Origin of the sequence: Anoxybacillus tengchongensis, from assembly GCF_014201585.1 — a bacterium.
In the GTDB taxonomy this organism is placed as follows: Bacteria; Bacillota; Bacilli; order Bacillales; family Anoxybacillaceae; genus Anoxybacillus; species Anoxybacillus tengchongensis.
Window position 1 is genome coordinate 1 of the sequence record NZ_JACHES010000017.1, and the last position, 15,093, is coordinate 15,093.

At 42.0% G+C, this 15,093-nt stretch carries 10 protein-coding genes, 1 other RNA gene and 1 other annotated feature; of the genes, 10 read left to right on the forward strand and 1 reads right to left on the reverse strand.

What is annotated here, in order from left to right; translation table 11 throughout:
• Positions 1–163: 163 nt before the first annotated feature.
• The 4 genes from recJ to dtd all read left to right on the forward strand — a co-directional run bounded on the left by recJ (position 164) and on the right by dtd (position 5,759).
• Complete coding sequence (recJ, locus tag HNQ82_RS13620) at positions 164–2,524, forward strand: single-stranded-DNA-specific exonuclease RecJ (RefSeq protein WP_183250269.1); 2,361 nt, start codon at positions 164–166, stop codon at positions 2,522–2,524.
• Entirely contained in the window at positions 2,490–3,002 is a 513-nt protein-coding gene (locus tag HNQ82_RS13625; protein WP_003396235.1) for an adenine phosphoribosyltransferase, read from the forward strand. The genes recJ and HNQ82_RS13625 overlap by 35 nt, the downstream gene beginning before the upstream one ends.
• 103 nt (positions 3,003–3,105) lie before the next feature.
• Entirely contained in the window at positions 3,106–5,304 is a 2,199-nt protein-coding gene (locus HNQ82_RS13630; RefSeq protein ID WP_183250271.1) for a RelA/SpoT family protein, read from the forward strand.
• A gap of 14 nt (positions 5,305–5,318) precedes the next feature.
• Complete coding sequence (gene dtd, locus HNQ82_RS13635; RefSeq protein ID WP_183250273.1) at positions 5,319–5,759, forward strand: D-aminoacyl-tRNA deacylase; 441 nt, start codon at positions 5,319–5,321, stop codon at positions 5,757–5,759.
• Between the two features lie 34 nt (positions 5,760–5,793).
• On the opposite strand, the gene HNQ82_RS13640 is transcribed toward dtd, so the two are convergent.
• Entirely contained in the window at positions 5,794–5,967 is a 174-nt protein-coding gene (locus tag HNQ82_RS13640; protein WP_055441849.1) for a hypothetical protein, read from the reverse strand.
• Positions 5,968–6,099: 132 nt separating this feature from the next.
• On the opposite strand from HNQ82_RS13640, the gene HNQ82_RS13645 reads away from it, so the two are divergent.
• The 6 genes from HNQ82_RS13645 (at position 6,100) to HNQ82_RS13670 (ending at position 15,080) form a co-directional block, all read left to right on the forward strand.
• A complete protein-coding gene (locus HNQ82_RS13645; protein ID WP_183250276.1) occupies positions 6,100–7,359 on the forward strand; it encodes an N-acetylmuramoyl-L-alanine amidase family protein in 1,260 nt (419 codons plus the stop codon).
• Between the two features lie 52 nt (positions 7,360–7,411).
• Positions 7,412–7,641 (forward strand) — a binding site (T-box leader).
• 52 nt (positions 7,642–7,693) lie between these two features.
• Positions 7,694–8,965, forward strand: coding sequence for a histidine--tRNA ligase (gene hisS, locus HNQ82_RS13650; protein WP_183250278.1), 1,272 nt, complete (start codon positions 7,694–7,696; stop codon positions 8,963–8,965).
• A gap of 11 nt (positions 8,966–8,976) precedes the next feature.
• Positions 8,977–10,755, forward strand: a complete 1,779-nt coding sequence (aspS, locus tag HNQ82_RS13655; protein WP_183250280.1) for an aspartate--tRNA ligase — start codon at positions 8,977–8,979, stop codon at positions 10,753–10,755.
• A gap of 50 nt (positions 10,756–10,805) precedes the next feature.
• A non-coding RNA gene (gene ssrS, locus HNQ82_RS13660) (6S RNA) lies at positions 10,806–10,998 on the forward strand.
• A 111-nt stretch (positions 10,999–11,109) separates the two neighbouring features.
• Positions 11,110–11,874 carry a tRNA threonylcarbamoyladenosine dehydratase gene (locus tag HNQ82_RS13665; RefSeq protein ID WP_183250282.1) on the forward strand — a complete coding sequence of 255 codons (765 nt, stop codon included), beginning with the start codon at positions 11,110–11,112 and terminating at the stop codon, positions 11,872–11,874.
• A 146-nt stretch (positions 11,875–12,020) separates the two neighbouring features.
• On the forward strand, positions 12,021–15,080 hold the full coding sequence (locus HNQ82_RS13670; protein WP_183250284.1) for an efflux RND transporter permease subunit: 3,060 nt from the start codon (positions 12,021–12,023) through the stop codon (positions 15,078–15,080).
• The last annotated feature ends 13 nt before the right edge of the window (positions 15,081–15,093 follow it).

Consider the following 15,093-nt stretch of genomic DNA (forward strand, 5'->3'; position numbering starts at 1 on the left):
GATAAAAGCGCTTACATGAAACAAGTCCATAAAACCATATATAACCAATAAAATCGGTCGAGAAAAAAATCTCCCACAAAGTCTTGACTCAAACATATGATGAACAATAAATTGCCCCTCAGCGTATTGTTTTGTATAATAAAAAGGTTGAGGGGTGAATGATATGTTAGCATCGAAAACCCGTTGGAACATCAAACAAGTAAACGAACAACAAGTGCAAATGATTGCGCAAGCGTTACATATAGCTCCGCTCGTTGCTTCATTGCTCGTCGGCCGCGGCTATCATACCGTTGAAGCCGCTCGTTCTTTTTTTGAACGAAAGCAATCGTTTCACTCGCCATTTTTGTTAAACGACATGGAAAAAGCGGTCGAGCGAATAGAGAAAGCGATTACAAACGGCGAACGTATTCTTGTTTTCGGTGATTATGACGCTGATGGCGTAAGCAGTACTGTTGTGATGGTCAGCGCATTACGAGAAAAAGGAGCGAATGTGTCCTTTTACATTCCGAATCGCTTTTCCGAAGGGTACGGGCCGAATGAACAAGCATTCAAATTTGCGAAGGAACAAGGGGTATCGCTAATTATTACAGTTGATACAGGTATTTCTGCTTTGCATGAAGCCAACGTAGCCAAACAGCTCGGTATCGATTTAATTATTACAGACCATCACGAGCCTGGTCCGATATTACCGGAAGCATATGCAACGATTCATCCGAAAATTAGTCCAAACTATCCGTTCAAACATTTAGCGGGCGTCGGAGTAGCATTTAAGCTTGCTCATGCGCTCATCGGGCGCGTGCCATACGAATGGCTGGACGTTGTCGCGATTGGAACGATTGCTGATCTCGTTCCGCTTCAAGACGAAAATCATTTACTTGCTCGATTAGGGATTGAACAATTTCGCCAAACGAAACGTCTCGGTTTACAAGCGCTTTGTAAACAATGTGGTGTATCCTATACAGCTGTGACAGAAGATACGATTGCGTTTATGATTGGTCCGCGCATTAATGCCGCTGGACGTCTCGATTGCGCTGATCCAGCTGTTCAGCTGTTGTTGACGACAGATGTAAATGAAGCGGACATGCTGGCTGAGCAAATTGATGCGATGAATCGCGAACGTCAGCAACTCGTCAACGAGATAACGGAAGAAGCGATTCAACTTGTCGAGCAGCATTATAGAGATGATCGCGTGTTAGTTGTAGCGAAAGAAGGCTGGAATGTCGGTGTCATTGGCATTGTGGCGTCTCGTTTAGTCGAAAGGTTTTATCGCCCAACGATCGTGTTAAGCATTGATCAAGAAAAAGGGATCGCAAAGGGATCAGCGCGAAGTATTGAAGGCTTTGACTTATTTGCGAATTTGTCAAACTGTCGCGAGATTTTACCTCATTTCGGTGGACATCCGATGGCTGCGGGTATGACGCTCTCTTTTCATAATGTAGATGAATTACGTCGTCGCCTAAACGAAGCGGCGAAGCAACAACTGACAGCAGAACATTTTATTCCTGTTACGCATGTCGATTTGCGTTGTTCGATTAGTGATGTTTCATTGGAATTAATTGAACAAATGAATCGGCTTGCACCGTTTGGAATGGGAAATCCGAAACCGCGCGTCCTTTTCCAACATGTGCAACTAGATACGTTACGAAAAATTGGAACAGATCAAAATCACTTAAAATTATTGTTAACAGAAAACGGAAAAACATTAGAAGCGATCGGATTTGGCTTCGGGCATATTGGAGATGAAATTGCGCCGAACGCTCGTCTCTCGATCGTCGGAGAACTGGCCATTAACGAATGGAATAACTTTCGCAAACCACAGTTAATGATTCAAGATGTAGCTGTGGACGAGTGGCAATTATTTGATATGCGCCATATTCGTCATCCAAGTAAGTTCATGGCATCGCTTCCAAAAGAAAAACGGTTATTCATCGCTTTCCATCACGATACAGTAGATGTGCTGCAATTAGGGGCGTATGCCGACGAAATTGTATATGTACTAAGCGAGCAAGAAGCGACGATCGATGTGAGTGGAAAATATGTCGTTTTTCTTGATTTGCCTCCGTCACAGCAAATCGTCAAAGTTTTATTAAGTTGTAGTTTACCTGAACGCATTTATGCGTTATTCTATCAAAGGGAGAATCACTTCTTTAGTGTGTTGCCGACGCGTGAACATTTTAAGTGGTTGTATTCCTTTTTGCATAAGCGTAGCCCTTTTGATGTACGGCGTTACGCTGACGATTTGGCTCGCTCGCGTGGGTGGACAAAAGAAACGATTTTGTTTATGATTCAAGTGTTTAGAGAGCTTGAGTTTATTACGGTTGAAAACGGGATCGTTTCTTTAGCCCGTCATGTACAGAAACGGGACTTAACAGAATCCCCTTCTTACCGATTAAAGCAAGCGCAGGCCGAACTTGAGCATATGTTTTTATATTCATCCTATTCCCAACTGAAACGTTGGTTTGATTCATTGTATGAGGAGGAAAATATCGATGGATTTAAAACAATACGTCACGATTGTTCCTGATTTCCCAAAACCAGGCATTCAATTTAAAGATATTACAACAATTATGGACAAAGGCGAAGTGTACAAATACGCAACAGATCAAATCGTCAATTATGCGCGTGAAAAGAAAATTGATGTGGTTGTTGGACCAGAAGCTCGTGGTTTTATTATCGGTTGTCCAGTTGCCTATGCGCTTGGCGTTGGATTCGTCCCTGTTCGTAAAGAAGGAAAACTGCCTCGCGAAGTCATTCGTGTCGAATACGGTTTAGAATACGGCAAGGACGTATTAACGATGCATAAAGATGCGATTAAGCCAGGGCAACGCGTCCTTATTACTGATGATTTATTAGCAACCGGTGGCACGATCGAAGCGACGATTAAGCTTGTTGAACAGCTCGGTGGCGTTGTTGCAGGCATTGCATTTTTAATTGAATTAACGTATTTAGAAGGTCGCGAAAAATTAAAAGGATACGATATTTTAACGTTAATGCAATTTTAATGAAGGAGGGGCACAACGCTCCTCTTTTTCGCATGTTGCTCTTTACATTTGAAAAAATTTTCATGATAATATTGTAAATACGTTTAAAATAAAAGGTGATTGCATGGCAAATGAACAAGTATTAACGGCAGAACAAGTCATTGAAAAGGCGAGCCGTTATTTGTCGGAAGACGACGTACAGTTTATCGAACGGGCATATAAGTTTGCGAAAGAAGCACATCGTGAGCAATATCGGAAGTCAGGAGAACCGTATATCATTCATCCGATTCAAGTAGCAGGTATTTTAGTTGACTTAGAAATGGACCCTGCGACAATTGCAGCTGGATTTTTGCATGATGTCGTCGAAGATACACATGTGACGAAAGAAGATTTAGAAAGAGAATTTGGAAAAGAAGTAGCGATGCTCGTTGATGGTGTAACGAAGCTCGGAAAAATTAAATATAAATCACATGAAGAACAACAAGCAGAAAATCATCGCAAAATGTTTTTGGCGATGGCGCAAGATATACGCGTCATTTTAATTAAGTTGGCGGACCGTTTGCACAATATGCGCACGTTAAAACATTTGCCGATTGAAAAGCAACGCCGCATTGCGAATGAAACGCTTGAAATTTTCGCTCCACTCGCGCATCGACTTGGAATTTCAAAAATCAAATGGGAGCTTGAAGATACAGCCCTTCGTTATTTGAACCCGCAACAATATTATCGCATCGTCAATTTAATGAAAAAAAAGCGGGCGGAACGTGAGCAATATTTAGAAGAAGTCATTCAAGAAATGCGTACACGGTTGCATGAAGTCGGTATTCAAGCTGAAATTTCTGGACGTCCGAAGCATATTTATAGCATTTATCGCAAAATGGTTTTGCAAAATAAACAATTTAACGAAATTTACGATTTGCTTGCTGTACGCATTATCGTTGAAAGCATTAAAGACTGTTATGCGGTACTTGGCATCATCCATACATGTTGGAAGCCGATGCCCGGGCGTTTTAAAGATTATATTGCCATGCCGAAGCCGAATATGTACCAATCGCTTCATACGACCGTTGTCGGTCCAAAAGGCGAGCCACTTGAAGTGCAAATTCGGACGTTCGACATGCACCATATCGCAGAATTTGGAATTGCTGCCCATTGGGCATATAAAGAAGGAAAGACCATTCGCCCAAATACATTTGAAGAAAAACTATCATGGTTTCGCGAAATTGTCGAATGGCAAAACGAAACGAACAACGCGGAAGAGTTTGTCGAAACGTTAAAAATGGATTTATTTTCCGATATGGTGTTTGTTTTTACACCAAAAGGTGACGTCATCGAGCTTCCAGCTGGTTCGGTGCCGATTGATTTTGCGTATCGCATTCACTCAGAAATCGGAAATAAAACGATTGGGGCAAAAGTAAACGGAAAAATGGTTCCGCTCGATCACCCGCTACAAACTGGAGATATTGTTGAAATTTTAACGTCCAATCATTCATACGGTCCGAGTCAAGATTGGTTAAAAATTGCACAAACATCGCATGCGAAAAATAAAATTCGCCAATTTTTCAAAAAGCAACGCCGGGAAGAAAATGTAGAAAAAGGGAAAGAACTTGTTGAAAAAGAAATTCGCAACATGGGCTTTGATGTCAAAGAAGTGCTCACCGCTGAAAATATGAAGCGGGTGGCAGAAAAATTTAACTTTGCTAATGAAGAAGATATGTATGCTGCTGTTGGATATAACGGCATTACAGCTGCCCAAGTCGCGCATCGTTTAACAGAAAAGTGGCGAAAACAACGCGATTTAGAAGAGCAAGCGAAACGTTTGTCGGACATGCTACAAGAGGCAAAGACCATTACCCCAATGAAAAAGCGCGATTTCGGGGTATGCGTCGAAGGAGTAGATAATTTACTTATTCGTTTGTCGCGCTGTTGTAATCCGGTGCCTGGCGATGAAATTATCGGATTTATTACAAAAGGACGCGGCGTTTCGGTTCATCGTGCCGATTGCCCGAATGTACTCGCAGAAGAAGCAAAAGAGCGACTCATTCCTGTTCAATGGGAGAGCAGCGCAAACTGCCAGCGTGAATATACAGTCGATATTGAAATTACTGGCTATGATCGACGTGGCTTGCTTAATGAAGTATTGCAAGCTGTCAATGAGACGAAAACGAACATTTCTGCTGTTTCTGGAAGAACGGATCATCGCAACAAAATGGCGACGATTCATATGACGATTTTTATTCATAATGTGAGCCATCTTCAAAAAGTGGTGGAACGCATTAAACAAATTCCAGACATTTATTCAGTTAGACGGATTATGAACTAGAGAGGGTTGAGGCCATGAGAGTTGTCGTTCAGCGAGCAAAACATGGAAAAGTAACAGTAGCTGGCGAAGTGGTCGGGGAAATTGATTTCGGGCTCGTATTGTTAGTTGGCATTACTCATGATGATACGGAGGAGGATGCCGCATTTGTTGCCGAAAAAATTGCTTATTTGCGCATATTTGAAGACGAGCATGAAAAGATGAACCGTTCCCTTTTAGATGTAGGTGGATCGATTTTATCGATTTCACAATTTACGTTGTACGGAGACTGTCGCAAAGGACGAAGACCAAATTTTATGGATGCGGCAAAACCGGAGCACGCAAAACATATTTATGAGCTGTTTAACGAGCATTTACGTCAAAAAGGAATTCACGTAGAAACAGGCGTATTTGGTGCAATGATGGATGTAGAATTGACAAACGTCGGACCGGTGACATTAATCGTCGAAAGCAAATAAAAACCGCGCTCGCATGTGGACGAGCTCGGTTTTTTTATCCTCGTGCTACATGTTTTTTCAGCTTTTGTACATCACGAAGAGTAAGCCCAAATTCAGAGGCGAGTTCAAACGATGTGAGTTCGCTTTCTTTTTGAATAAATGCATGAAAATCGACGTGCATAAGTGGTGATTGTGAATGAATAAACTCCCCTTTTTCACTATGGCGCATCATTAAGCTCCTTTCGCGTGAAATATCGTTCGTATTATTCCCAATTTTTCTACCTTTTCATTCAAAGAAGGATTTTTTTTGTTTGTGAAGAAATAAAGTAGCGATTATTGACAACGTAGGGGGATTTGCAACATGAAAAAATCGCTTATGACGTTACTGTTCGTTTTTTGTTGTTTGTTGCTGATCGTACAAACGGCGGAAGCAGCGATGAATGTACGCATAGCTGTTAATCAACTCAATGTGCGTACCGGCCCGGGATTTACGTTTGCGGTACAAGAAAAAGTAGCAAAAGGAAAGCAATATCCTGTCGTTCAAAAGCGAGGAGAATGGCTACAAATTCGGCTCGCCTCAAATCGAACAGGTTGGGTGCATGGAAAATACGTTCAAACGCAAAATGAGGCGATTGAAATAAAAAAACAAATACAACAGCCGGTCGTATGCCAAGTAGATGGTTTACGTATTCGCAAGGGACCAGGAACGACATATGCGGTCATCGGTTATGTCAACCGCAACGAGAAAGGAACGGCGACGATGACACAAAATGATTGGATATACGTACGCTGGGAAGGAAAAGAAGGATGGGTGAATCGGGCATATGTAGCAAACGCTGAGCAAAATAGTGAACAAATGACATATGATACATATGTTCAAATGTTATACGACAATACAAATATTCGTTCTTCCCCTTCTACCCAATCGCCTGTGATTTCGAAAGCAAAACGTGGTGATCAGTTCGGAGTCATTCGAAAAGAAGGGCAATGGTATGTCATTCAAGTGGATGCCCAAACGATCGGATATGTAGCCGAATGGGTCGTTCAAGTGACGCAAACATCCGCTCCCTCTCAAAATCAAACAATAGTAGGAAAAACAGTTGTTATTGATGCAGGACACGGCGGCAAAGATTATGGGACAACGGGTGTCAATGGAACAATTGAAAAAATGTTAACGTTACAGACCGTGCTGTTGCTAAGCGAAAAACTGAAACAAATGGGGGCTAACGTCATTTTAACGCGGTCAGATGATCGATTTTTATCGTTAAGTGAGCGAGTACAAATAGCTGCGAACAATAAAGCAGATGCGTTTATTAGCATTCATTACGACAGCGCGTTAAACCGTACGGCGAGCGGCTTAACGGTATATTACTATAAATCAATCGATCGGTCGCTTGCGGATGCGCTTTTTGGTCCCCTCAGTCGCTTAACAGGCATCCAGCAACGTGGAGTTCGTGTAGGAAACTATCATGTTTTGCGCGAAAATAGCCGTCCTTCTGTGTTGCTTGAACTCGGCTACTTAAGCAATCCGAATGAGGAGATGTTCGTCGTATCACAATCATATCAACAGGCAGCGGTAGAAGCGATTTGTAGCGGATTGCTTCGTTATTTCGGAAAATAAAGGTCGTCTTGACAAATGGTTTGTTCGTACGTAATATAAAAGAAAATTCAACATCTCGCCGATGATGGAGAAAAGTAGTTAAGAGTACACATGGCCAGAGAGGAAATGCCGTAGGCTGGAAGCATTTCTCCATGATGACTTAACGAACGAACACTCCGTAGGTTTCTCTTTGAACGCGTCATCGTTAGTAGGAGAGAACGCTTTCCGAGCGTTATCGGATGAAAGTGGAAGCATGCGCTTCAACTAGGGTGGCACCACGGGAACTCGTCTCTCGTCCCTAATTTATTAGGGGTGGGAGATTTTTGTTTGCATAAAAACTAAAGGAGGGAATGATATGTCATTTCAAATTCCGCGCGGGACGCAAGACATTTTGCCAGAACAAGCAGCAAAATGGCAATATATTGAACAAATTGCGCGCGAACTTTGTCGGCGTTATAACTATCAAGAAATTCGTACGCCAATTTTTGAACATACGGAACTATTTTTACGCGGTGTCGGCGATACAACGGATATCGTTCAAAAAGAAATGTACACGTTTGAAGATCGTGGCGGTCGCAGTTTAACGCTTCGTCCAGAAGGAACAGCAGCGGTCGTCCGTTCATTTGTTGAAAATAAAATGTACGGATATCCAAATCAACCGGTGAAACTGTATTACATGGGGCCGATGTTCCGTTACGAACGTCCGCAAGCAGGTCGTTTTCGTCAGTTCGTCCAATTTGGTGTCGAAGCGCTCGGAAGTAACGATCCAGCGATTGACGCTGAAGTCATTGCTTTAGCGATGGATATATATCGCTCGCTCGGACTGAAAAAACTGAAGCTTGTCATCAATAGTTTAGGCGATGTCGAAAGCAGAAAATCGCACCGACAAGCGCTTATCGATCATTTCCAGCCTCGCATTCATGAGTTTTGCGATGATTGCCAAGCGCGGTTACATAAAAATCCGATGCGTATTTTAGACTGTAAAAAAGATCGTGATCATGACCTCATGCGCACGGCTCCATCGATTCTTGATTACTTAAATGAACAGTCGCGCACATATTTTGAAAAAGTGCAAATGTATTTACAAAGGCTTGGCATCGTATTTGAAGTCGATCCGCGGCTTGTGCGCGGTTTAGATTATTACAATCATACAGCGTTTGAAATTATGAGCGAGGCAGAAGGATTTGGCGCCATTACGACATTATGCGGCGGTGGACGTTATAATGGTCTCGTTCAAGAAATTGGTGGACCTGAAACGCCTGGTATCGGATTTGCTTTAAGCATTGAACGATTGCTTGCTGCATTAGAGGCTGAGGGTATTTCGTTACCGATTTCAGAAGGAATTGACTGTTATGTTGTGGCATTAGGAGAACAAGCAAAAGAAGAAGCGGTTGCTCTTGTCGCTGCCCTTCGTCAAGAAGGTGTTTCGGCAGAAAAAGACTATCAAGACCGTAAAGTGAAGGCTCAACTTAAAGCAGCCGATCGTTTGCATGCGACATACGTCGCTATTTTAGGAGAAGATGAACTGCAAAAAGGTGTCATTAACGTCAAACATATGGCAACAGGGGAACAGCAAGAAGTACCTCTTGACATGTTTGTTTCACATATGAAAAACGCATTGCAATAGGAGGGGAAAGTATGTTCGGAAGGACGCATTATTGTGGAGAAGTAACAGATAAAGCGATTGGTCAAACGGTGCGCTTAAAAGGATGGGTGCAAAAGCGTCGCGATCTAGGAGGACTTATTTTCATTGACTTGCGCGACCGCACAGGCATTGTCCAAATTGTATTTAGCCCAGATGTGTCGAAAGAGGCGTTGCAAGTTGCGGAAACGATTCGTAGCGAATACGTGTTAGACGTAGAAGGCATAGTCGTTCAACGTGAAGAAGGGCAAGTGAACCGAAATTTATCGACTGGAACAGTTGAAGTACATGCGACACATGTGACGATTTTAAGTGAAGCAAAAACGCCGCCGTTTCCGATTTCAGATAAAACGGACGTATCAGAAGATGTTCGCTTAAAATATCGTTACTTAGATTTACGTCGCCCGGTGATGTTTCAAACGTTTCAAATGCGCCATCAAGTGACGAAAGCGATTCGCGACTTTTTAGATGAGGAAGGCTTTTTAGAAGTAGAAACGCCGATTTTAACGAAAAGTACGCCAGAAGGGGCGCGCGATTACTTAGTGCCAAGCCGTGTACATCCAGGCGAGTTTTATGCGTTACCACAATCGCCACAAATTTTTAAACAATTATTAATGGTCGCTGGTTTTGAACGGTATTATCAAATTGCTCGTTGTTTCCGAGACGAAGATTTACGTGCTGACCGTCAGCCAGAGTTTACACAAGTCGATATTGAAACATCATTTATGAGTCAAGATGATATTTTAGCAATGATCGAGCGCATGATGGCGCGCGTCATGAAAGTCGCAAAAGGAATCGACATTCCTATTCCTTTTCCACGCATGTCATATGATGAAGCGATCGCTCGCTTTGGCTCGGACAAGCCAGATACTCGCTTTGGACTTGAGCTTGTCGATCTATCTGAGCAAGTGAAAGATTGTGGCTTTAAAGTGTTCGCCAGCGCAGTGCAAAACGGTGGACAAGTGAAGGCGATTAACGTCAAAGGCGCAGCGGACAAATATTCTCGCAAAGATATTGATGCGTTAACAGAATATGTCGCTCGCTACGGGGCAAAAGGGTTAGCATGGTTGAAAGTCGAAAACGATGGACTAAAAGGGCCAATTGCGAAGTTTTTTAACGAAGACGAGCAAAAACAAATGATACAAACGCTTGAAGCGAAAGTCGGCGATTTGTTGTTATTTGTAGCCGATAAAAAATCTGTCGTTGCGGACTCGCTTGGCGCGTTGCGTTTAAAATTAGGAAAAGATTTGAAGTTAATTGACGAATCAGCCTTTCATTTCTTATGGATTACAGATTGGCCGCTTTTTGAATACGATGAAGAAGAAGGTCGCTATTATGCGGCACATCATCCGTTTACAATGCCTGTTCGTGAAGATGTGCCAAAATTCGAAACAGATCCAGCGAGCGTTCGCGCACAAGCGTATGATCTTGTGTTAAACGGATATGAGTTAGGAGGAGGATCGCTCCGTATTTTCGAGCGCGATATACAAGAAAAAATGTTCAAAACGCTCGGTTTTACTGAAGAACAAGCGCGCGAACAGTTTGGCTTTTTGCTTGAAGCGTTTGAATACGGTACACCTCCGCACGGTGGAATTGCTCTTGGATTAGACCGTCTTGTCATGTTGCTGGCGGGTCGTTCTAACTTGCGTGATACGATCGCCTTTCCGAAAACAGCAAGTGCTAGCTGTCTGCTAACAGAAGCACCAAGTGCAGTAAGTGAAGCGCAATTAGACGAACTGCATTTACAAGTGAAGGACGTTCAAAAAGTAGACTAAATTTGTAACGTTGCAAATGCATGCGAAGTGTGCTAACATACAAGTAACAACAAGTCCTGATGTGTTTGTCGTATCACCTATTGTTTTGACCGAACAATGTGTGATACGGGAGCCCGGGTTTTCAGGTAGCGTACATGCCTCATTTACATACCGAGGACGTACATAAGCGTGAAACAGGGCACCCACCTGTGAGAGAGCGGGTTCAAAACAAAGGCCATCAGCGACGGCACGATTGGGACTAAGCAACAAAAACGAATAAAGCCTTAACGTAAAGAACAAGCTTTACGTTGAGGCTTTTTTTGTGCCATAATGCATGTATATCCGATTGAAATACTTACATATGGGAGGAAAAACATGTTACATCAATTTTCTCGTAACGAACTTGCGATCGGAAAAGAAGGTTTAAAACGGTTAAGTGAAAGTACGGTGGCGATTCTCGGCATTGGAGGTGTCGGATCGTTTGCGGTAGAAGCGCTTGCTCGCTCAGGCGTTGGACGTCTCATTTTAATTGATAAAGACGATATTGACATTACAAACGTCAATCGTCAAATTCATGCCTTATTGTCAACTGTCGGGCGTCCGAAAGTGGAAGTGATGAAAGAGCGCATTGCTGACATTAATCCAGCGTGTGAAGTCATTGCGTTAAAAATGTTTTATACGGAAGAAACGTATGAGCAAATTTTTTCGTATGACATGGACTATGTCATTGATGCGTCGGATACAATTTCGTATAAAATTCATTTAATGAAACAATGTTTAGAGCGCAATATTCCAATCATTTCAAGCATGGGAGCAGCAAATAAAATGGATCCAACTCGCTTTCGCATCGCTGATATTTCAAAAACGCATACGGATCCGATTGCAAAAGTTATTCGCACAAAATTGCGAAAAGAAGGAATTAGAAAAGGTATTACCGTTGTTTTCTCGGATGAAAGCCCAATCGTCATTCGTGAGGACGTTCGCAAAGAAGTAGGAAACGATGAAGCAACGATTCGCAAGGCGAAAATGCCGCCGTCATCGAATGCGTTCGTTCCATCTGTCGCAGGTCTCATTATGGCTGCACATGTCGTACAACAATTATTAAAAGACATTCCGATCCAACGTGTAGATCAACAATAGGCGCAAAGGAAAAACATCCTTTGCGCTTCTTTACAGCACATTATTAGTTGCAAAGGAAAGGAAATTGAATTATAGTGAAAATGTGACTGTATGGTCGTAATAAAACGACCATTTGGTCATATTTCAAGAAAGAAAGGAAGAGCGGAATGAACTTTTTAACGAGGTTTAGTTTAAAAAATGCAGTCGCCGTATTTATTATTTCGTTTCTACTCATATTAGGCGGACTATATTCATTTTCTTCTTTAAAAGTTGATTTGTTGCCAAATATTGAGTTTCCACAACTATCTGTGGAAGTCATTTATCCAGGCGCTTCGCCAGAAGATATAAACGAGCAAGTGACGACAAAGTTAGAAGAAAAGTTTAAAGCGATTGAAGGGGTAAAAAAGCTTCAAAGTTCTTCGTTTGAAAGCATCGCAATTATTAATTTAGAATTTCCATTCGACACCGATATGGAGGAAGTTGAACGACAAGTCGAATCGCTTATGAAAGAGACAGATTTGCCGGAAAACGTGCAAACGAAAGTGAATCGCTTCTCGTTCGGTACGTTCCCGATTTATAACATTTCTCTGTTTGCAAAAGGGGACACGAATATCGAGGCATTGCTAAACGATACAATTATTCCAGAGTTGAAAAAAATTAATGGTATCAACTCCATTTCTGTCGGTGGAATGGAAGAGGATATTGTTCAAATTACAGTTGATAAGCAAAAAGCATTACAGTACGGCTTAAGCTTAACGCAAATTAAAGAACAAATTAATGAAAAGTTTTTAGCGTTCCCTGCCGGAAATGTTCAAACAGAAACAGTACAAATTCCGATTCGCGTACAACAAAAAATTGAAACGATAAAACAACTTGAAAATTTGCCGTTGTCTTCGCCAATGATGAATGCATCATCAGGAGCACCAGCAAGTGGTCAGCAAGCTTCTGCAAAAATTACGTTAAAAGATGTGGCGACGATTGAAGCAGTGACAGAGCAAGGAGAAATTACGCGCTACAACTTACAACCATCTTTATCCATGGCTATTACGAAAAAGCAAGATGCCAACACTGTTGAAGTGGCAGAAAAAGTACTGAACGTCCTTGACAAATATAAAGATCAAATTGATTATGCCATAGGATTTGATTCTGCTGAAGGAATTAAAAAGTCTGTTGAAACGCTCGTGCGTGAAGGATTGCTCGGAGCATTGTTTGCGTCCATTGCAGTGCTTATCTTTTTACGAAACGTACGTGCAACGATCATTGCGATTATTTCGATTCCGCTGTCGTTACTTGTAGCGTCCATTTTCTTACAACGAATGGATATTTCGTTAAACATTATGACGCTTGGAGGAATGGCGGTTGCAGTCGGGCGAGTAGTTGACGATAGCATCGTTGTCATTGAGAACATTTTCCGACGCGTGCGCAAATCGAAAACGGGAATGACAGATGAACTTGTCGAAGACTCAACGAAAGAAATTTTAAAGGCAATTACATCGTCGACGATTACAACAGTTGTTGTCTTTTTACCGCTCGGTCTTGTTGGCGGCGTGACAGGCGAGTTTTTCTTACCATTTGCGTTAACGATTGTGTTTTCGCTTTTAATGTCGCTCGTTGTTGCAATTACGATCGTTCCAATTTTAGCGAAATTTTCGTTTAAAAAAGTGCCGCCAGAAGAAAAAGAGGGAGCGTTGCAACGAGCTTACGGTCAAGCGATTGAATGGGCGTTGAATCATAAAAAAACCGTCTTGCTTTTGTCTGTTTTATTGCTCGGTAGTTCATTCGCTATTGTACCGAAGTTAGGCTTTACATTTATTCCAAACGAAGAACAAAAATCATTAATTGCTGCCGTCGAACTTCCATCGTCTACTCCATTAGAAAAAACGAACGATGTATCGTTGAAAATTGAAAATATGTTTGCTTCAATGAAGGAGATTGAAGAAGTTACTGCAGGAATTGGTAGCCGCGATTTCCGTAGCGGATTAAAGCGGAAAAATCAAGCTAACTATTTTATCACGTTGAAAGAAGACACAAACGTAAGCGCATTTATTAAAAAGTTAGAAAAAGAAATGGAAACGATCGCTCAAGCGGAAGTAAAAGGTGCAAAAATCGGTGTTCAAGAATTGCAAACAGGCGGGCCGCCGTCAAACAATAACGTAAATATTGACTTATACTCGACGAACTTAAATGCGTTACAACAGGCAGCGAAAGATGTAGAAGCGTACTTAAAGACGCGCGACGATTTGAAATATGTCACAAATAACTTTACAGATAAACAAAAGCAAGTCGTCGTTAACATTGATACGAACAAAGCAATGGAATACGGTGTATCAGGATTTCAAATTCTCGGTACAATCGCCGATCAAACTCGTCCGGTTCAAGTCGGTACGTTGACGTTAGACGATGAAGAACGGACGGTACAATTGTCGTATGATAAACAAATGGCATCGATAGAAGAGTTAGAAAACACACTTATTTTCACAAAGTTCGGTCCAGTGCCAGTAAAACAATTGGCAGATGTGCAAGAAGTCGATACATTTACATCGATTCAAAAATTGGACGGAAAAGTGTTCGCACGTGTGTCAGCTCAAGTCGTTGGTGACAACATTCAAAAAGTCACACAAGATGTCATCAATGGCGTGAAAAAAGAAATTGATTTACCAAAAGACGTCTCATTTGAAGGCGGCGGTGGAAGCGATGAAACGGTAGAAACGTTCCAACAACTCGGTTTAGCGATGGTTGTAGCCATTGGGCTTGTGTATATTACAATGCTTATTACGTTCGGAAAAGCGCGCATACCGTTTATTATTTTATCATCGCTTGTATTCGTTCCAATCGGCTCGTTGCTCGGCTTATTTATCGCGAATGAACCGATGTCTGTCAGCGTTATGATCGGTTTATTAATGCTCATTGGGATTGTCACAACGAATGCGATCGTTCTCGTTGACCGCATCGGGCAAAATCGTGAGCAAAAAGGAATGACGATTCGTCAAGCGCTCATTGAAGCAGGAAAAACACGCTTACGTCCAATTTTAATGACAGCATTTGCGACAGTTGCCGCACTCATTCCGCTTGCGCTTACGAAATCATCGGGAACGCTCATTTCCAAAGGATTAGCGATTACGGTCATCGGTGGATTGACGTCATCAACGTTATTAACGTTAATTCTCGTTCCTGTTGTGTATGAACTATTTTTCTTCCGTCAAGCGAAAAAAGAACGACAAGCATAATGGATAACAGGCT

Excerpts from the sequence above, each read along its gene's own strand:
- recJ (WP_183250269.1), top strand. The coding sequence starts at position 164 with ATGTTAGCATCGAAAACCCGTTGGAACATCAAACAAGTAAACGAACAA.
- HNQ82_RS13640 (WP_055441849.1), bottom strand. The coding sequence starts at position 5,967 with ATGCGCCATAGTGAAAAAGGGGAGTTTATTCATTCACAATCACCACTT.
- HNQ82_RS13670 (WP_183250284.1), top strand. The coding sequence starts at position 12,021 with ATGAACTTTTTAACGAGGTTTAGTTTAAAAAATGCAGTCGCCGTATTT.
- HNQ82_RS13645 (WP_183250276.1), top strand. The coding sequence starts at position 6,100 with ATGAAAAAATCGCTTATGACGTTACTGTTCGTTTTTTGTTGTTTGTTG.
- HNQ82_RS13630 (WP_183250271.1), top strand. The coding sequence starts at position 3,106 with ATGGCAAATGAACAAGTATTAACGGCAGAACAAGTCATTGAAAAGGCG.
- HNQ82_RS13625 (WP_003396235.1), top strand. The coding sequence starts at position 2,490 with ATGGATTTAAAACAATACGTCACGATTGTTCCTGATTTCCCAAAACCA.
- aspS (WP_183250280.1), top strand. The coding sequence starts at position 8,977 with ATGTTCGGAAGGACGCATTATTGTGGAGAAGTAACAGATAAAGCGATT.
- dtd (WP_183250273.1), top strand. The coding sequence starts at position 5,319 with ATGAGAGTTGTCGTTCAGCGAGCAAAACATGGAAAAGTAACAGTAGCT.
- hisS (WP_183250278.1), top strand. The coding sequence starts at position 7,694 with ATGTCATTTCAAATTCCGCGCGGGACGCAAGACATTTTGCCAGAACAA.
- HNQ82_RS13665 (WP_183250282.1), top strand. The coding sequence starts at position 11,110 with ATGTTACATCAATTTTCTCGTAACGAACTTGCGATCGGAAAAGAAGGT.